The sequence below is a fragment of the Streptomyces sp. NPDC007164 genome (genome assembly GCF_040634135.1).
GTDB lineage: Bacteria > Actinomycetota > Actinomycetes > Streptomycetales > Streptomycetaceae > Streptomyces > Streptomyces sanglieri.
The window spans coordinates 73,588-88,835 of sequence record NZ_JBEYFB010000029.1 but is presented as its reverse complement, the minus strand read 5'-3'; the positions used below and the strand labels follow the sequence as shown (position 1 = coordinate 88,835).

Annotated in this window: 16 protein-coding genes and 1 pseudogene; 8 read left to right on the top strand and 9 right to left on the bottom strand. The window is 68.2% G+C overall.

The window, feature by feature from the left end:
* Nucleotides 1-211: 211 nt before the first annotated feature.
* The gene (locus ABZ622_RS29045; protein WP_360548117.1) at nt 212-1,030 is read left to right on the top strand and encodes a GntR family transcriptional regulator; all 819 of its coding nucleotides are present in this window, start codon (nt 212-214) and stop codon (nt 1,028-1,030) included.
* Nucleotides 1,031-1,092: 62 nt separating this feature from the next.
* Here ABZ622_RS29045 and ABZ622_RS29040 read toward each other — a convergent pair whose 3' ends face one another.
* The 5 genes from ABZ622_RS29040 to ABZ622_RS29020 form a co-directional block, all read right to left on the bottom strand.
* Nucleotides 1,093-3,069, bottom strand: coding sequence for a hypothetical protein (locus tag ABZ622_RS29040; RefSeq protein WP_360548115.1), 1,977 nt, complete (start codon nt 3,067-3,069; stop codon nt 1,093-1,095).
* A 101-nt stretch (nt 3,070-3,170) separates the two neighbouring features.
* Nucleotides 3,171-4,085: a carbohydrate ABC transporter permease gene (locus ABZ622_RS29035; RefSeq protein WP_360548113.1), complete on the bottom strand. Its 915-nt coding sequence runs from the start codon at nt 4,083-4,085 to the stop codon at nt 3,171-3,173.
* A gap of 13 nt (nt 4,086-4,098) precedes the next feature.
* A complete protein-coding gene (locus ABZ622_RS29030) occupies nt 4,099-5,019 on the bottom strand; it encodes a sugar ABC transporter permease (protein ID WP_360548111.1) in 921 nt (306 codons plus the stop codon).
* Nucleotides 4,998-6,191, bottom strand: coding sequence for an extracellular solute-binding protein (locus ABZ622_RS29025; RefSeq protein ID WP_360548109.1), 1,194 nt, complete (start codon nt 6,189-6,191; stop codon nt 4,998-5,000). Before ABZ622_RS29025 ends, ABZ622_RS29030 begins: the two co-directional genes overlap by 22 nt.
* Before the next feature lie 416 nt (nt 6,192-6,607).
* A complete protein-coding gene (locus ABZ622_RS29020) occupies nt 6,608-7,885 on the bottom strand; it encodes an alpha-L-fucosidase (protein ID WP_360548107.1) in 1,278 nt (425 codons plus the stop codon).
* A 109-nt stretch (nt 7,886-7,994) separates the two neighbouring features.
* Here ABZ622_RS29020 and ABZ622_RS29015 point away from each other — a divergent pair, with 109 nt between their 5' ends.
* Both ABZ622_RS29015 and ABZ622_RS29010 read left to right on the top strand, forming a co-directional pair.
* Entirely contained in the window at nt 7,995-8,831 is an 837-nt protein-coding gene (locus tag ABZ622_RS29015) for a ribonuclease activity regulator RraA (RefSeq protein ID WP_360548105.1), read from the top strand.
* 113 nt (nt 8,832-8,944) lie between these two features.
* Nucleotides 8,945-9,319: a VOC family protein gene (locus ABZ622_RS29010; RefSeq protein WP_360548103.1), complete on the top strand. Its 375-nt coding sequence runs from the start codon at nt 8,945-8,947 to the stop codon at nt 9,317-9,319.
* A 105-nt stretch (nt 9,320-9,424) separates the two neighbouring features.
* Here the strand turns inward: ABZ622_RS29010 and ABZ622_RS29005 are convergent, their stop codons facing one another.
* Nucleotides 9,425-9,916 (bottom strand): DinB family protein, encoded by a 492-nt coding sequence (locus tag ABZ622_RS29005; RefSeq protein ID WP_360548164.1) that lies wholly within the window; start codon nt 9,914-9,916, stop codon nt 9,425-9,427.
* Between the two features lie 36 nt (nt 9,917-9,952).
* A pseudogene (locus ABZ622_RS29000) lies at nt 9,953-10,573 on the bottom strand (class I SAM-dependent methyltransferase); the annotation flags it as partial.
* A gap of 92 nt (nt 10,574-10,665) precedes the next feature.
* On the opposite strand from ABZ622_RS29000, the gene ABZ622_RS28995 reads away from it, so the two are divergent.
* The gene (locus ABZ622_RS28995; protein ID WP_360548101.1) at nt 10,666-11,271 is read left to right on the top strand and encodes a helix-turn-helix domain-containing protein; all 606 of its coding nucleotides are present in this window, start codon (nt 10,666-10,668) and stop codon (nt 11,269-11,271) included.
* 90 nt (nt 11,272-11,361) lie between these two features.
* Nucleotides 11,362-11,745 carry a hypothetical protein gene (locus ABZ622_RS28990; RefSeq protein ID WP_360548099.1) on the top strand — a complete coding sequence of 128 codons (384 nt, stop codon included), beginning with the start codon at nt 11,362-11,364 and terminating at the stop codon, nt 11,743-11,745.
* 62 nt (nt 11,746-11,807) lie between these two features.
* On the opposite strand, the gene ABZ622_RS28985 is transcribed toward ABZ622_RS28990, so the two are convergent.
* Nucleotides 11,808-12,581: a class I SAM-dependent methyltransferase gene (locus ABZ622_RS28985; protein WP_360548163.1), complete on the bottom strand. Its 774-nt coding sequence runs from the start codon at nt 12,579-12,581 to the stop codon at nt 11,808-11,810.
* Nucleotides 12,582-12,944: 363 nt separating this feature from the next.
* On the opposite strand from ABZ622_RS28985, the gene ABZ622_RS28980 reads away from it, so the two are divergent.
* The gene (locus tag ABZ622_RS28980; RefSeq protein WP_360548097.1) at nt 12,945-13,250 is read left to right on the top strand and encodes a hypothetical protein; all 306 of its coding nucleotides are present in this window, start codon (nt 12,945-12,947) and stop codon (nt 13,248-13,250) included.
* Nucleotides 13,251-13,270: 20 nt separating this feature from the next.
* Here the strand turns inward: ABZ622_RS28980 and ABZ622_RS28975 are convergent, their stop codons facing one another.
* Nucleotides 13,271-13,648 carry a VOC family protein gene (locus ABZ622_RS28975; protein ID WP_360548095.1) on the bottom strand — a complete coding sequence of 126 codons (378 nt, stop codon included), beginning with the start codon at nt 13,646-13,648 and terminating at the stop codon, nt 13,271-13,273.
* 96 nt (nt 13,649-13,744) lie between these two features.
* On the opposite strand from ABZ622_RS28975, the gene ABZ622_RS28970 reads away from it, so the two are divergent.
* Complete coding sequence (locus tag ABZ622_RS28970; protein ID WP_360548093.1) at nt 13,745-14,161, top strand: helix-turn-helix domain-containing protein; 417 nt, start codon at nt 13,745-13,747, stop codon at nt 14,159-14,161.
* A 156-nt stretch (nt 14,162-14,317) separates the two neighbouring features.
* Entirely contained in the window at nt 14,318-15,157 is an 840-nt protein-coding gene (locus ABZ622_RS28965; protein WP_360548161.1) for an AraC family transcriptional regulator, read from the top strand.
* Nucleotides 15,158-15,248: the final 91 nt, after the last annotated feature.

The window sequence follows — 15,248 nt, the reverse complement described above, 5'->3', positions numbered from 1 at the left end:
TAGGCGATGATGAGTGACCGACTTCACCTCGCCGGGACTCGGTCCCCATCTCCGCGGAGAGGCCCGATGGCACATTTCGACCCGGCCGTGAGGTTGTCGAACGGGAACGGCCGGAAGACTGGCAGCTGGAAACCTCGATGCGACTCCATCGAGAGAAGACGGGCGCGTACTATGTCGCAACTGACGTGCCCCAGTGCAGGATTGGGTATTCATGGCATCTAATGCGTCGGGTGGATTCGTCTCCACGCTGGCCACCAACAAGGACCGGTTCCGCAAGACCCTGATCTCGGACCAGGTGTACGAACTGCTCCGCCAGGCCGTCGTCGAGGGCGATCTCGCGCCGAACGACCGCGTGGTCGAATCGGAGATCGCCCGGCGGCTCGGCGTGAGCCAGGCCCCCGTGCGTGAGGCGGTCAAGCGGCTCGCCCGTGAGGGCCTGTTCACGCACGTCCCGCGACGTGGCCACTTCGTCGTCGAGATCTCCTCGCAGGACGCGGAGTACGCACGCCAGGTCCGCGAGCCGCTGGAGAGCCTGGCCGCCCGGCTCGCCACCGAGCACATCACCGAGGAACAGCTCACCGAGCTCGACGCACTGGTCGAGCGGATGCACGAGGCGGTCGCCGCGAACGACGTCAGCGGGTTCCGTGACGCCGACATAGAGTTTCACACCCTGGTCAGCCAGTACGCGGGCAATCCGTTCCTGGCCCGGATGTGGGAGGTCATCGAGCCGAGCCTGCGCACCCTGCGGGCCATCTCCGACCCACTCTTCGAGGGCGACTGGTGCGCGATGGCCGACGAACACGGCCGTCTCGTCGGGCTGCTGCGGTCCGGGGAGCCAGACAAGGCGGCCGCTGCCTTCGCCGACCACGCCGCCGGGCGCGGACCCGTTCCGGACGCCCGGGAGGCCAAGAAGCCGCGAAAGAAGGCCACGGCGACGAAGGGGACCGCGGCCGGCCGGACGACTGCCGGAAGGACAGCGGCCAGGAAGAGCGCCGCCGGGAGAGCGGCGGCGAAGCCGAAGACGAATTGACCGACCGGCTGTGGGCCCGGTCCGGAATCCCGGACCGGGCCCACAGCCGTGTCGGGGGTCGGCTACCGACGGGCCCCGGCGGCCCATGCGGGCGCCCCGTACTGGTGGGCGCCCAGACTCGGCGTCGCGTCCGTGGAACCGTCATTGATTCCCGGCAGCGGAATCGCCTGATTGCGTGCGGGGGACTCCGCGGTCAGCCGGAAGTCGTGGTTCGCCGCGTCGACGAACAGCGGATCGACGCCCGTGGGCAGGTTGTTGGAGAGCACGAGCCCGCCGTCGGTGGCGCCGTCCAGGCCCCGGATCGTGCCGATGTTGTTGTAGATCCTGGTGCCGGTCGACTGCCCCGGCTCCTTCACATAGAACAGCGTCATTCCCCCGGTGTTGTTGTAGACGCCGTTGTCGTGAGACCCGGTGCCCAGACCGTTGAGCATCACCGTGCCCTCCCGGTTGCCCCAGCCCACGTTGTTCGCGATCACCAGATCGCTCTGGCCGTTGTCCGCGTAGATTCCGGAGATCCCGAACGTGGTGGAGGTCGTGGCCGGTGCCGGGTCGTGCAGTATGTTGTGGTCGATGGACGTGCCCATCATCCAGGCGCTGCAACAGGTGTAGATCGCGGCGACGTCCAGGCTCAGCCGGGCGTACCCGGAGATGTCGTTGTACGCGATCAGGTCCTTGCCCGGGGCGAGGCCGCTCACCTCGTTCCACTGGAGGTTGATCCCGCTGCGGCCGACCCGGGAGATCGTGTTGTGCGTGACCGTCTGGCTGTTGCCCTGCACGGCGATGCCCGCCGCGTAGGTGCCCATGTAGTCGACGTCGTGGATCACGTTGTCCGTGGCGGTGTTGTTCTGCCCGCGCAGCGCGATGCCGTTCCCGGCGCTCAGCGCCAGATCACTGTTCACGATTGTGTTGTGGGTGCCGTCGAGGATGATGCCGGTGTCGCCGACGCCCCGTGTCACCGTGCTGCCGCAGTCCGTCGCACCCCGGGTGATGTCCGTGTAGTGCGACAGATACCGGCCGTTGATGCCGTCCAGCGTGACGCCGGTGCTGGAGGGGCCCGTACTGACCGTGGTGGCGAACAGGCCGATGCCCGCGATCGTCGTGTGACTGGCGTTCGTCAGGTCGAAGCCCAGGGTGCGCCGCTTGGCCTCGACGGTGTGGGCATCCGGGTCGTCGGTGCCGTACACGTACAGGCGCTTCGCGGTCGGGTCGTAGAACCACTCGCCGGGATGCCCGAGTTCACCGATCTTCCCGGAGAGCGCGTACCGGGTCTCCTTGGGCACGACCTTGTGCACGCACGGAGGCGCCGCGTCCAGTGTCACCGAGCCGGCCGCGGAGCTCTTCACCGTGGTGGTGGCCGACACGTACCAGTAGCCGGTGAGGGCCCGTGCACCGTCCCAGTACCCCGCCGGGCGGGTCAGGTCCGAGTCGGCGACGGTGGCGTCCGCGCTGCCCTCACCGGCGTACTGGAGCGTGGGGTCGAGCAGGTCGAGGCCGGGGTACGGCCACTGGGCCTCGATGTCCATCTTCTTGTCGGTGAACACCTGCACCGTGGTCACGTCCGCGCCGAGGTCGACGCCGGTGCTGTAGATGTGCCCGGCCGCCACCGCGTCGCTGAACTGCGATTCGGCGGCGAACGGGTCGGACTTGGCGATCTCGGCGAGATCGGAGGCGGTGACCGGCTCGAAGCCGCCGATCCGGGAGGCACCGCTCACCGTGACCTTCGCCCCAGGGGCGGCGCGGTACGTGATCGGCAGCTCGGCGGTGCCGGAGCGGGCCGGCACCACGGTCTCCTCGTACGTGCCGGACAGGACCAGGCACGTATCGCCCGGCACCATCACGTCCGCGCACTTCTGGATGTGCCGGAACGGCGCCCTGGGGCTCCTGCCGCCGGCGGCGTCCTGACCGGACGGCGAGACGTAGTACGTCCTTCCCTTCCGGAACTCGACCGGATGGGCGGCGGCGGGCTGACCCGCCACCATCACGGTCAGGGCGGCGAGCAGGGCGGCTGCGGACCACGGTCCCCTGCGGGACCGTGGCATCCATCTACTCAGCACTACGTGATCCTCTCTCTTGTCTCGGCTCTCTCCCGGACGGGAGACATCGGGCGCGGCCGTCCCACCTCGACCCGTGCTCCGGCTGCTCATCCCTTCACCGCGCCGACGGTGAGACCGCTGATGATGTGGCGCTGCATGTAGATGAAGAAGATGACGACGGGTGCGACGGCGAGCAGAAGGTTCGGGAACACCTTCGTCAGATCGGTCGAGTACTGGCTGATACCGGCGTAGATCGCCGTCGTGACCGTGTAGTGCCCGGAGGACGGGCTGAGCAGGATCTGCGGCGACACGAAGTCGTTCCAGATCCCGATCGAGTTGAGGATCAGCACCGTGACGACCGCGGGACGCATCAGCGGGAAGATGATGGACCAGAACGTGCGGTACCGGCCCGCGCCGTCGATCGTCGCCGCGTTGTCGATGTCCACCGGAATGGTGCGGATGAAGCCGACGAACAGGAAGATGCTCACCGGCAGTGTCGACGCCACGTCGTGCGCGACCAGACCGGTCACGGTATTGGCCAGGCCCACCTCGCGCAGCACGTAGATCACCGGGATGATCACGGCGGCGCCCGGGATGAACGTACCGGCCAGGAAGTACAGCAGCACCAGCTGTGTGCGCCGCTTGAGGCTGCGCGCGATCGCGTACGCGGCCGGGCCCGCGAGCAGGATGCACAGCACGTCCACGACCACCACGAGGAACAGCGTGAAGCCGTAGCCACCGATGACGTTGAACTGCGGGCTGTTGATCGCGGCCGACATGTGCTCGAAGGTCAGCCCGCCCAGGGGGACCGAGAACGGGTTGTCGAGGATGTCCTGCTGCGACTTGAAGGCGTTCACCACGAGCAGGTAGACCGGCACGATCATGACGATGAACAGCACGCCGAGCAGAGCCCACCGCACGGGTGAGCGCGGCTCCTTGTGCTCCGGACGCCGCGGCGCGACACCGCCCTCGGTCGGCGCGGCCTTCGGCCTGTCGCGGACCTCTGCCTCTAGTACGACCACCAACGGCTCCTAACTAACCTGTCGCAGCTTGGTCTTGACGGTTGCGCAGCGCCGTCACGAGGAGGGCGAGCACGGCGGACACCACCATCAGGAACACTGCCTGCGCGGTCGCGTACCCGACCTTGGTGCCCTCGAAGGACCGGGCGAGAATGAGGTATGTGAACGTCTGGGTCGACCCGGCCGGCCCGCCGCCGGTGAGGCTGACCACGATGTCGTACGCCCGGATCAGCCCCACCAGGTTCAGCACCGTCGCCACGGTGACCACGGGAGCGATCATGGGGATCACGATCCGGAGATTGATCTGCCGCTTGGAGGCGCCGTCTATCGCCGCGGCCTCCAGCAGCTCGGCGGGCACCGTCTGCAGGGCGGCCACGAACAGGACGACGTTGAAGCCGAATCCGGCCCACACGATCACCGCGATCAGCGAGATCAGCGCGAACTTCTCGTCGAAGAGGAAGCCGAGCGGTTCGATGCCGAACTTGGCGAGGGTGTTGTTGATGGCGCCGTTGGTGCCGAGGATCGCCGCCCACAGATAGCCGAGGATCAGCGCGCTGATGACGTGCGGGAAGTAGGCGACGGCCCGGAAGAAGGAGTTCGCGCGGGAGCGGCCCTTGAGGGCCAGCGCGTACACGAGCCCCAGTCCCACCATGAGGACCGTGCCGACCACGGCGATCAGACCCGTCACGTACCAGGCGTCCGACGAACTCGGGTCGTCGAACAGGTGCTTGTAGTTGTCGAGCCCGGTGAACGAGGCGGTGGAGAAGCCGTCCCAGTCGGTCAGACTGAGATAGATCGCGACACCCACCGGAACCACGGTCATCAGCGTGTAGAGCAGGACGGCCGGGCCCATCATCCCGAAGGAGATCGCCGAGTCCCGCAGCCTCGCCCGGCGGCGCTGCTTCAGCCCTGCGTTCAGCTCTGCGAGTTCCACCACTTGTCCAATCCGTCGGCCGCGCCCGCCGGGGACGAGCCCGTGTACAAGGACTGGATCTGCTTGTTGAGCTCATCGCTGAACCCGGCGATCGGCTGGCTCTTCCCGGACTTCACGATCACCGACGGCGCCTTGTCCAGGACCTTCTGCACGGACGAACCGAGGCTGGACATCGGATACGTGAAGCCCTCGCGGAGATTGGCGTCGGAGGCGAGCTGGCTCTTGATGGCCTTCGGGTCGGTGGTCGCCCACTTCACGAACTCGATCGCCTCGGCCCTGTGGCGCGACTTGTTCACCACGACGTACGGATTCGAGATGTTGCCGAACTGACCGGACGGGTAGGCCCCGTCGGTCGGCATGGTGAACACGCCGATCTCGTCGCTCTTCTTCGCGGCGTCGGCGGCGGGCACGAAGAACGAACCCATGATGTACATCGCGGACTTGCCGTTCAGGAAGGCGGTCTGGCCGTCCGCGTAGGTGAGGCCGAGCGCGCTCTTGTCCAGGTAGCCCTTGTCGATCCAGCTCTTGTAGTGCTCCAGGTAGGGCAGGTAGCCGCTCTTGGCGAAGGAGGCCTTGCCGTCGTTGCGCTTGGCCGTCCACTCGGGGTCGGTAGTGAGCACACCCGCGTCGGCCATCATCGAGAACTGGGAGCCGGTGACCCACTGGCCGGCCGTCTGCAGCGGCTTGTAGCCGGCGCCCTTCAAGCTGCCCATGGCGGCGGTGAACTGATCCATGGTCCGGATGCTGGTGGCGTCGATCCCGGCCTTCTCGAACGCGGCCTTGTTGTAGAAGACGAGCGACTGAATCTGTTCACCCACACCGACTACGTAGTGCTTGCCGTCGATGGCGTACTGGTCGGCCAGCGGAGTCTTGGCGGTCCAGGGCTGGTCCGACAGGTCGGCGAAGAGCGACGCGGTGTCGGCCGTCGGTGTGATCTGCTGGGCGACGTCCGGCGGGTCGCCCGCGGCCAGGTCCTGCCTCAGCTTCGCGTCCGCCGAGATGGTGCCGGTCAGTTCGAGCTTGACCGTGACACCGGGGTGGGACTTCTCATAGGTGTCGAAGAGATCGTTCCAGTACTTCTCCGTCAGGTTCGGCGTGATGTTCACGATGACGCGGAGGGTCGTGCCCTCCGAGGCCTGGTCGGACCCATTGCCACAGGCGACGGCAGATGCCATCACCAGAGGAGCCAGGGCGAGTCCGCAGGTTCGACGCCACATTGTTTTCATCGGGACACGCTCCGTTGCGTAGTCGTGAATAATCGATAGCTGGTGTTCAGCCACAGAGTTCCCGGTGGAGCAGTTGCGGGAGTGGGTCGCGGACGGTCATCGGTGCGGGCCGCCCGGCGAGGTGGTGCGATGCGGTGGAGGCGGGGAGAAACCCTCGCCTCCGTGACTATCGTCTATCGATTGCTGATGCTAGGGGTGGCACCCCGCTTCTTCAAGAGTGCTGCGCCAAACCTCTGAGTTCGTTCCTCCCGGCCTCGCCGGGCCCCGTCGTCGATCAACCACCGCACGGCCACACGGCCTTGGGTGCCGTCGGAGTCGGGAGGGCCACCCACTCCTGGAGACCTCGGGGGCACCCCCCACCGGGATCACTCCTCCCCGCCCAGCACCAGCTCGATCACCGGGAGCAGTACGTCGGGCCGGGCGACGGGGAGGGTCAGGGTGAGAGTGCCCGCCGGCTGGTTCGGTGGCGCGAGGTTGTTGTGCTCGTGCCGCGCGCCGTCCATCTCGTGGAAGCGGATCTCCGAGCCGTCGTGCAGGAGCTGGGCGTACCGTACGTGCCCGGCCAGTCCCGGCAGATGGAGGTGTTTCAGGGGCCAGGCCAGCAGATGCAGATACAGGCGGGTGCCTGACTGCGTGTACAGGGCGTTGGCAGGCGCCTCGAAGGCGCTCGGCCCCGCACCGTGCACGGACCGGGCGTGCGGCATGGTCCACTCGCCGATGGCGCGGAGCGTGGCCCGGGCCCGGGGATCCAGGGCGCCGCGGCCGGTGGGCCCGACGTTCAGGATGAGGTTTCCGCCGCAGGCGACGGACTCCACCAGCATGCGGACCAACAACGCAGGGTCCTTGTAGTCGTGGTTGTCGCGGTCGTACCCCCACGAGCCGTTGAGCGTGTGGCACGCCTCCCACATCACCCGCTCGCCGGCCCGCTCCAGCGGCCGGTCCGGCTGGTACTGCTCGGGCGTCACATAGTCGCCCGGAATCCCGAGCCGGTCATTGACCAGAATGCCCGGTTGCAACTCTCGTGCCAGGTCGAGAAGTTGCCGCGAACCCCACTCCTCCGGGCCTTTCTCCGGGTAGGTGAAGTCGAAGAAGAGCAGGTCGATGCGGCCGTAGTCGGTGAGGAGTTCGCGTATCTGCCCCTCCATGTACGCCCGGTAGCGCGCCATGTCGCGGGGCTTCCGCCCGGCCTCGGTGTCCCGCAGCGGGTGGTGCTCGTCGACCGCGAAGTCGGGGTGGTGCCAGTCGAGCAGCGAGTAGTACAGGCCGACCCGCAGGCCCTCGGCGCGCATCGCGTCGACGAACTCGCGCACCAGGTCGCGGCCGGTCGCGTGCACCGAGGTGTATTCGGACAGTGCCGAGCCGAACAGACAGAACCCGTCGTGGTGCTTGGCGGTCAGCACCGCGTAACGCATCCCGGACTCCCGGGCGGTACGCGCCAGTTGACGGGCATCGAAGAGATCGGGATCGAACCGGTCCAGGTAACGGTCGTACTCCTGCTGCGACATGGCCTCCCGGCTGCGCACCCACTCGTGCCGGGCCGCCAGGCTGTACAGGCCGTAATGGACGAAGAGCCCGAAGCGCGACGCTTCGAACCACCCGGTGCGGACAGTGGAATCAGCGGGATCGGCGGAAGCATCGGTCACGGACGGCTCCTGACGCATTGACATCACTAATCGATTGGCTGTTATCTACCATCGATAGGCGATGATGTCACTGGCGTTGCGTGCGGCGAGCACGCGGAGAGGCAAGTGCATGCACCCGATTGGGGATCAGGAAGCACCGTCGACGGGGGCGCCCCGTATCAACGAGACGGAGGAGACCTGTACTTACGAGTCGATGCGGGCGCCGGTCCACACCTCGGCCTACGTACGACCCACCTCACGGATGGTGGACGCCCTCAAGGACGTGAGCGCGGCGACGGCCTGCGCGAAGCTGCATCAGATGGGCATCACCCGGACGTTCATCGACGGCCCCGTGCCGCTGCACCGGGAGCCGGACGTCAAGATCACCGGCGGTGCCGTGACGCTGGAGTTCCTGCCGCAGCGCGAGGACGTCTTCAACGGCGCGGAGCAGGAGGACATCGAACGCAAGACCCCGCTGTGGGGCGTCCTCGAATCCATCCAGCCCGGCGACGTGCTCGTGGTGTCGGCCCGCGGCAGTCACTTCACCGGCTGCCTCGGCGACATGCTCGTGCGCTACTTCAAGCTGCGCGGCGGTGCTGGGATCGTGGTGGACGGACGGGTGCGGGACGCGGCCCGGGTACGCGCCCTCGGCGTACCCATCTGGTGCACCGGAGTCACCCCGCACTACGCCTCGCAGACCGAGCTGTTCCCGTCCGCGTTCAACGTGCCCGTCGGCGTCGGCGGTTCCCTGGTGACGCCCGGCGACCTGATCGTCGCCGACGAGGACGGCGCCGTCGTCGTCCCGCAGCGGAACGCGATCCCGCTCGCCGAGGATTCCCTGCTGCACCAGGACCGGGAGGAGTTCGCCCGCCGCCGCCTCGACGAGGGCGCACGGCTCTCCGACTACTACCCCCTCACCGGCGAGAGCCTGACCGAGTACCTGGCCAGTCGCCCCGCCGCCACCTGAGCCCCGGCCGGCCGCCCGGAACCGCCGCTCGTGCGGACGGTGCCGGGCGGCCGGCGGAAGAACGCCTCCAGGGCGTGTGCTTGGATGGATCCGACGACCAGCCAGGAGAAGACATGCCGCTGCGGATGAAGTTGGGTGCGATAACGCTGGATTGCCCTGATCCGTTGGCACTGGCGGCGTTCTACCAGCAGGCCACCGGCCTCGGACTTCATCCCGAGTCGGACGCCGATTTCGCCGGCCTCAACCGTGAGGACGGACTTCTCCTCGGCTTTCAAAGGGTGGACGGCTACCGAGCTCCGAGCTGGCCCGGCCAGACCGTTCCCCAGCAGCTTCACATCTGCTTCGACGTCGGGGACGACCTGGACGAGGCCGAGGCCCGGCTACTGGAACTGGGTGCGGGCAAACCGGAGTTCCAGCCTCATGACGAGGCCAGGGCGCGAGTCTTCACTGATCCGGCCGGGCACCCGTTCTGCCTGGTCAAAAGGTGAATGCTCGGGCTCGATCCGCCGGCGCGGCCGCCGTTGTCCTGGGGCCGCTCGACCTTCCTGCTGTGACGCGTGCTGTTCAGCGCCGGAATGCCGCAGACCAGTGAGTCAGCGTCCGGTCGAGCCGTCGATCAGTTCGCGGAGGATGTCGGCGTGGCCGGCGTGGCGGCCGGTCTCCTCGATCATGTGGGCGAGTGCCCAGCGGACAGTGGGTCCGGGCTTGCCCGGCCGGGAGCGGGGGAGCGGTGCGCCGGGGTCGACGCACCTTTCGAGCACCTCGTTTGCCGCGGTGACCGATTCCCGGTAGCGGGTGACGACGTCCGCCGCAGTGTCCGAAGGGGAGGCGTGGAAGGTCGCCGGCCAGTCGGTGATGCGGGCGCCGAGGAACGTCGCTCGTTCGACGCACGTGAGGTGGTTGAGCAGGCCGAGAAGGTTTGTGCCCGATGGCACCGCGGCCGTTCGGACCTGGGGTTCGGGGGCGCCTTCGACCTTCGCGGCCATCGAGTCCCGCAGATAGTCGAGGAACCCGCGCAGAACCTCGGTCTCGGTGTTGCCGGTCCGGGGCGGTGGTGTGTCGATGCGCCGGGGAGAGGTGGCCATGAGTTCTGCCTTTCGAGGACCGCACCCTGTTCGGACGGCGCGGCGGATGATCAGGACATGGTCGGTCACCTCGGCCGTCCGGCCGTCCGGGCCGGTCGCGGTCCGTGCCGAAGTGTCGGCCTGCTCGACGGTCCAGGTCTCCGGGTCCAGGGCCAGGTCCGCAGCGACCTCCTGCGGGGCCGGGTGCCGGACATCCGGGTCCTGGGCCCACGACCACGGGGCTGTCGATCCGTGGTCCACGACCAGCAGCCGGCCGCCCGGGCGCAGCGCGTGCGCCGCCGCGCGCAGCACGGCCGTCCTGTCCAGGTCGAGGGGAGTGTGGAGGTAGTGGGCGCAGACGAGATCGAATGCGCCGTCGGGGAAGGATCCGCGCAAGTCGTGCTGCTGCGCCGCGATCCGGCCGGACAGGCCGTGCGCGAGGGCCATACCACGGAGCCGCTCGACCGCCACGGAGGAGACGTCGACGGCGGTGACACGCCACCCCAGGCGGGCGAGCCACAGCGCGTCACCGCCACCGCCGCACCCCAGGTCCAGCACATCACCGGGCGGCAAGCCGGTGACCGCCTCGGTGAGGCATGCATTGGGGCGAGGTTCGACGGCCGCGGGTCGGGCCGCGTGGACGTCATTCCAGAACTCGACCACGTCGGTGGTGCTCATAGGGGCTCCTTCTGCCGGGAACGAACGCGCATGAGTCTTGCCGGGCGTCCCTGGGCCGGCACGCAATCTTGCGGCTTCGGCAAGATGGTGGGATGGAACGTGAACCGGAGGACGTACTCGACGCCGTCGGAGCCCGGCTGCGAGCGTTGCGTCGCGAACGAGGCATGACCCTGGCCGATCTCGCGGCGGTGACCGGGGTGTCGGAGAGCACGCTCTCCCGGCTGGAGAGCGGACAGCGTCGGCCGGCCCTGGACCTGCTGCTCCCGCTGGCCCGCCTCTACAACGTGCCCCTCGACGATCTCGTCGGTGCCCCGCGCACCGGCGATCCCCGCATCCACCTGAAGCCGGTCCGACGATTCGGGATGGTCTTCGTCCCGCTTTCACGGCGACCCGGTGGCATACAGGCGTTCAAAATGATCATTCCTGGCTCGCCGGACCCCCGCGAGCCGATGCCGCAGACCCACGAAGGCTTCGAATGGCTGTACATACTCAGCGGCCACCTGCGACTGCTGCTCGGTGAGCGCGAACTGACCCTGACACCCGGTGAGGTCGCCGAGTTCGACACCACCCTCCCGCACTGGCTGGGCAGCGCCGATGGCGGCACGGTCGAAGCCCTGATCCTCTTCGGACCACAGGGAACACGTGCGCACCTGCGCGCGACGCCCGACCAGAGGCCCCAGGACCCGAACGGGCAGTGAGCTCAGCGAGATGATGTCCTGTCTCCGACCAGCCCGTCGGCCTCGGCCCGGGTCCTGTCCGGCAAACGATCGCGTCGTACGCTCGGCTCCATGCACGCCACCCTGACGGACCATGCCCGATGCCTGTTCGGGGACGAGTACCGACCCACACCGCCGTGCGACCGCCGGCACGACGAGGCCCTCCTCATCGAGGAGCTGACGTTCGCCGACGCCGACGCGATCCTGGCAATGCTGCGGGAACTGTGCCCGAACCTGGTCGACGGCCACCTGCCGGTGCGGATCCGCAACCTCGCGTATCGGCTCGCTCTCCTGCAGAGGCCCGATGAGCCGGCACTGATGCGAGAGGCAGCGGGCAGCCTCTACCTTCACGGGCCCGACTGGGACGACATCGCCGCCGGTCTCGAACGACGGGCCGACGCTCTGGATGCCGCGGCCCGGGTTCGGCTGAGTCTCACGAACCCGAGACCTGTTTGACCGATCCGCCGGCTGTGCGGGACGGCATGCGGTGTGTCATCGATCGTTGTCGGTCCGCTGCTTCACAGCCGTCGGACGCGCAGCACGCCGGTCAGCATCGGGAGCGTGAACTCGCCGTGGGTGGTCTCCGGCCGGCTCGCGAGGTAGGCGCGGATCCGGCCCAGCCCGGTCTCTCGTTCATGGTCCGGCATGACGAGCATTCCCGCCCTCGTCGCGAGGGTCGAGACGAGGGTGTCGGCGGTGCGACGTTGCCCGTGCGGGAAATCGGCCTGTTCCGGCGAGCGGAACCGGGCGGCCGCGCCAGTCCTCGGAAGGTACATGCGGGCCGTTTCGGCGCGCCAACTGGTGGGCGTGTCACGTGGGCCGATGGCCGCGCTTCCGCCGGCCCGTGCGAGCCCGGCAACCCACTCGACCCGGTCGTCCATGACGTTCCACAGGCCGGCAAGGATGCCGCCCGGTGCGAGGGCCCTGGCGATCTCGGGTCCCGCGACCGCCATGTCGAACCAGTGCATGGCGTTGCCGGCCAGCACGGCATCGACGGAGCCGTCCGGCAGCGGAATCTCCTCTGCGCTGCCCGGCAGCGCACGGACAGCGGGCAGCGTGCGGCGCAGCTCGGTCAGCATCGCCGGGTCGGGTTCGACCGCGATGACTTCGGCGCCCAGCGCGTCCAGCGTGCCGGTGAGCTTGCCGGTCCCGGCGCCGAGGTCGAGCACGCGCGGGCCGGGCGCGGGCCTGAGCGCCCAACGCACCGCGGCCTGGGCGTAATCCGGACGGTGCTCGTCGTACGCGACCGCCGCCGCGCCGAACGACGTGGCGTGAAGCAGTCGTTCGTTCATATCCACGCGGTTACCGTAACGGTGCAGCCAGGGGGCCACTACCCCACCTCACCAGCCGTACTCACGGGGGCACTTGCTTCCGAGGCTGCTGCACCCGTGATCCGGCCTGCCTGGCGTGCTGCGGTGACAGCACCTGGGGCGCGTCCCTCGGGGGGCCGTCCAGGGCTGTGACCAGGGTGATCACTGATGGGCAAGGGCCGCTGCACGCAGCAGAGTCGGCGACCTGGCCAAGCACCAGTGCCGCTCCGGAGGAACCTCGATGCGTATCCGCCTCGCCGTCACCACCCTCACCCTGGCCACCGCACTCACGGCGGGCGCGGTGCTGCCCTCGGTCGCCGCCGCATCTGCTTCCAGCACCCCGGCGTGGGCGCCACTGCCGGACCGGTCAGCGCCGACGCGCATGTCCGGATCGGCAATGTCACCAAAGCGTTCACCAGTACGGTGGTGCTTCAACTCGTCGCTGGTGTGCTCCCTGCACCCGATGGGGCCGGCGATGACCTTCCGTACACCAAGGCGCTCGTCGACGCGGCTCCTGCCGATCGGCAGCCGGACCGTCGGTCCGGACCGGCGCGTGGCAACATCCGTACCGGCGCGCGGCAACCGGAGCGACCGAAACGGTCGCACGGCCTGTCTGAGGCAGGATCGAACACGAAGGCCAACTCCGCCTGATCGAGGTGGACTTGATGGGGCTATGCGCGGATGATCCTGCGGACCAGGTCCGTCTTCCATTCGACATACTCGACACCCGCTCCGTCCGCATGGCGGGCGTAGAGGAACCGCCCCGTCGGCCCGTCGGTCGCGGGAGTGGTGATGGTGGCGTCGGCAGACTCCAGAGTCGCCTGGAGTGCGTCGAGATCATCGACAACGACGGTGGCGGAGGCATGACTGTACTTCGCGCGTTCCTCGGCCGGCCCGGCGATGACGAGGAAGTCGCCGATCGCGCCGAGCCCGACCGTGCGGAACGTCATCCGCAGGTGGGGCTGCTCGCCGGTGAGCTGCTCCAGAAGTGGCAGCGCACGGTCGAGGTCGTCGGTCCACAGGCGTGCGTAGGTCTTGAGGATGGTCATGATGGTGCCCCCAATAGTCTCTTTTGGTTACTGGGAAACCGTAGGTGAGTAAGCTCTGACGTGGAACAACGCACTTTTCAGTGAGAGAGGCACCTGATGGAAACCGAGCAGATCAGCCGTGCGCCCGAGGACGCGAACGTGATGCGCGCCGATTCCCTGGCACGCGAGATCTTCTCGGGGGTGGCCAACAAATGGGCCCTGCTGATCATCAACGTCCTGGGGACACGGACGCTGCGGTTCACCGAGCTGAGGACCGAGGTGGAGGGCATCAGCCACAAGATGCTCACGCAGACACTGCGCGGGCTGGAACGGGACGGAGTGGTGCACAGGACCGTGTACGCGACGGTGCCGCCCCGCGTGGACTACCGACTCACCGAGGCGGGCGAGGCACTGCGGGAAACGGTCAACGGGATGTGCGCCTGGACCCGTCGCTACCTGGACGAGATCGAGGACGCACGGCGTCGCTTCGCCGGACAGGACCGGGGTGCCACTCGGAGCCAACAGTCCGCATGAGATCAACGCCTGCCGCCGTGAGTGGTCGTCCCTCACACCTGACGCGGCCGCAGTCCCGCTCTTCGTCCGGGCAGCGGGGGGTGTGCGACCTCGATACAGGCCCTGGATACACTCGCCCGTATGGCCGAATCGTCCCGTAATGGCACGAGCCCCGGGATGTGGCGGCGCGAAACGAGCACTGTGGTGCGCCGGGCCGCAGCGCATCCGGGGCGGGCGGTGGCACCCTTTGTCATCCTCGCCGAGTCACAGGTTCCCTCCGTTCCGACGGAGTGGGCGCCGCACTCGCACCACCTGCACGAGCTCGTCTGGGTGCGCGGCGGGACGCTGACGTCCCGTGTGGAGGCCCGTGTCTTCACCGTGTCCGAGGGGTACGGGCTGTGGATGCCGGCTGGAGTGGTGCACGGGGGACGGACTACGGCGGGTGTGCGGTTCCACGACGCCTTCTTCGCTCCCGACCGCACGCCGTTCACGTTCGAGGGGCCCACCGCGATCGCGATGACGCCGGTACTGGAGTCCTTGCTGGCCCATCTGGCCCGTACGGATCTCGAAGCCGCGGCCAGAGCGCGGGCGGAGTCGGTGGTGTTCGACGTGCTCCAGCCGTCGGAGCGCCAGTTCGCGTTGCAGTTGCCCGGCGACTCCCGGATCGATGCGATAGCCGAAGCCCTGCTGGATGATCCCGCCGACTGCCGCTCGCTGGACGAATGGGCACGCACCCTGGGGATCAGCGACCGCACGATCGCCCGTGCGTTCCGCCAGGCCACGGGGCTCTCCTTCGCGCAGTGGCGGCAGATGCTGCGCGCCCACCGGGCACTGACCCTGCTGTCCGAGGGGTTCGATGTGCAAACCGTCTCCGAGGTGCTCGGCTACGCACAGCCCAGTACTTTCATCGCCGCCTTCCGCCGGGCCATGGGAACCACTCCTGGTGCGTTCTCCGTCGCGGCTGACGAATCCCCGGGCGGTGTCCGGAATCCCGTATCGGGTGTCCAGAACTCCTGATTGCCGACACGGCGAGCGGAAGATAGTCAACCCTTGGTTAGGTAACCCTTAGTTGTTGCTCGCCGGGTACGTCCGTTCCGGATGCCGGGGA

What these genes read in the sequence shown, in the direction of transcription:
- ABZ622_RS29010 (WP_360548103.1), top strand. Translation starts at nt 8,945, where the DNA reads ATGCCGCTGCGGATGAAGTTGGGTGCGATAACGCTGGATTGCCCTGAT.
- ABZ622_RS28985 (WP_360548163.1), bottom strand. Translation starts at nt 12,581, where the DNA reads ATGAACGAACGACTGCTTCACGCCACGTCGTTCGGCGCGGCGGCGGTC.
- ABZ622_RS29005 (WP_360548164.1), bottom strand. Translation starts at nt 9,916, where the DNA reads ATGGCCACCTCTCCCCGGCGCATCGACACACCACCGCCCCGGACCGGC.
- ABZ622_RS29040 (WP_360548115.1), bottom strand. Translation starts at nt 3,069, where the DNA reads ATGCCACGGTCCCGCAGGGGACCGTGGTCCGCAGCCGCCCTGCTCGCC.
- ABZ622_RS28995 (WP_360548101.1), top strand. Translation starts at nt 10,666, where the DNA reads ATGGAACGTGAACCGGAGGACGTACTCGACGCCGTCGGAGCCCGGCTG.
- ABZ622_RS28965 (WP_360548161.1), top strand. Translation starts at nt 14,318, where the DNA reads ATGTGGCGGCGCGAAACGAGCACTGTGGTGCGCCGGGCCGCAGCGCAT.
- ABZ622_RS28990 (WP_360548099.1), top strand. Translation starts at nt 11,362, where the DNA reads ATGCACGCCACCCTGACGGACCATGCCCGATGCCTGTTCGGGGACGAG.
- ABZ622_RS29015 (WP_360548105.1), top strand. Translation starts at nt 7,995, where the DNA reads ATGCACCCGATTGGGGATCAGGAAGCACCGTCGACGGGGGCGCCCCGT.
- ABZ622_RS29045 (WP_360548117.1), top strand. Translation starts at nt 212, where the DNA reads ATGGCATCTAATGCGTCGGGTGGATTCGTCTCCACGCTGGCCACCAAC.
- ABZ622_RS29025 (WP_360548109.1), bottom strand. Translation starts at nt 6,191, where the DNA reads ATGGCATCTGCCGTCGCCTGTGGCAATGGGTCCGACCAGGCCTCGGAG.
- ABZ622_RS28975 (WP_360548095.1), bottom strand. Translation starts at nt 13,648, where the DNA reads ATGACCATCCTCAAGACCTACGCACGCCTGTGGACCGACGACCTCGAC.
- ABZ622_RS28970 (WP_360548093.1), top strand. Translation starts at nt 13,745, where the DNA reads ATGGAAACCGAGCAGATCAGCCGTGCGCCCGAGGACGCGAACGTGATG.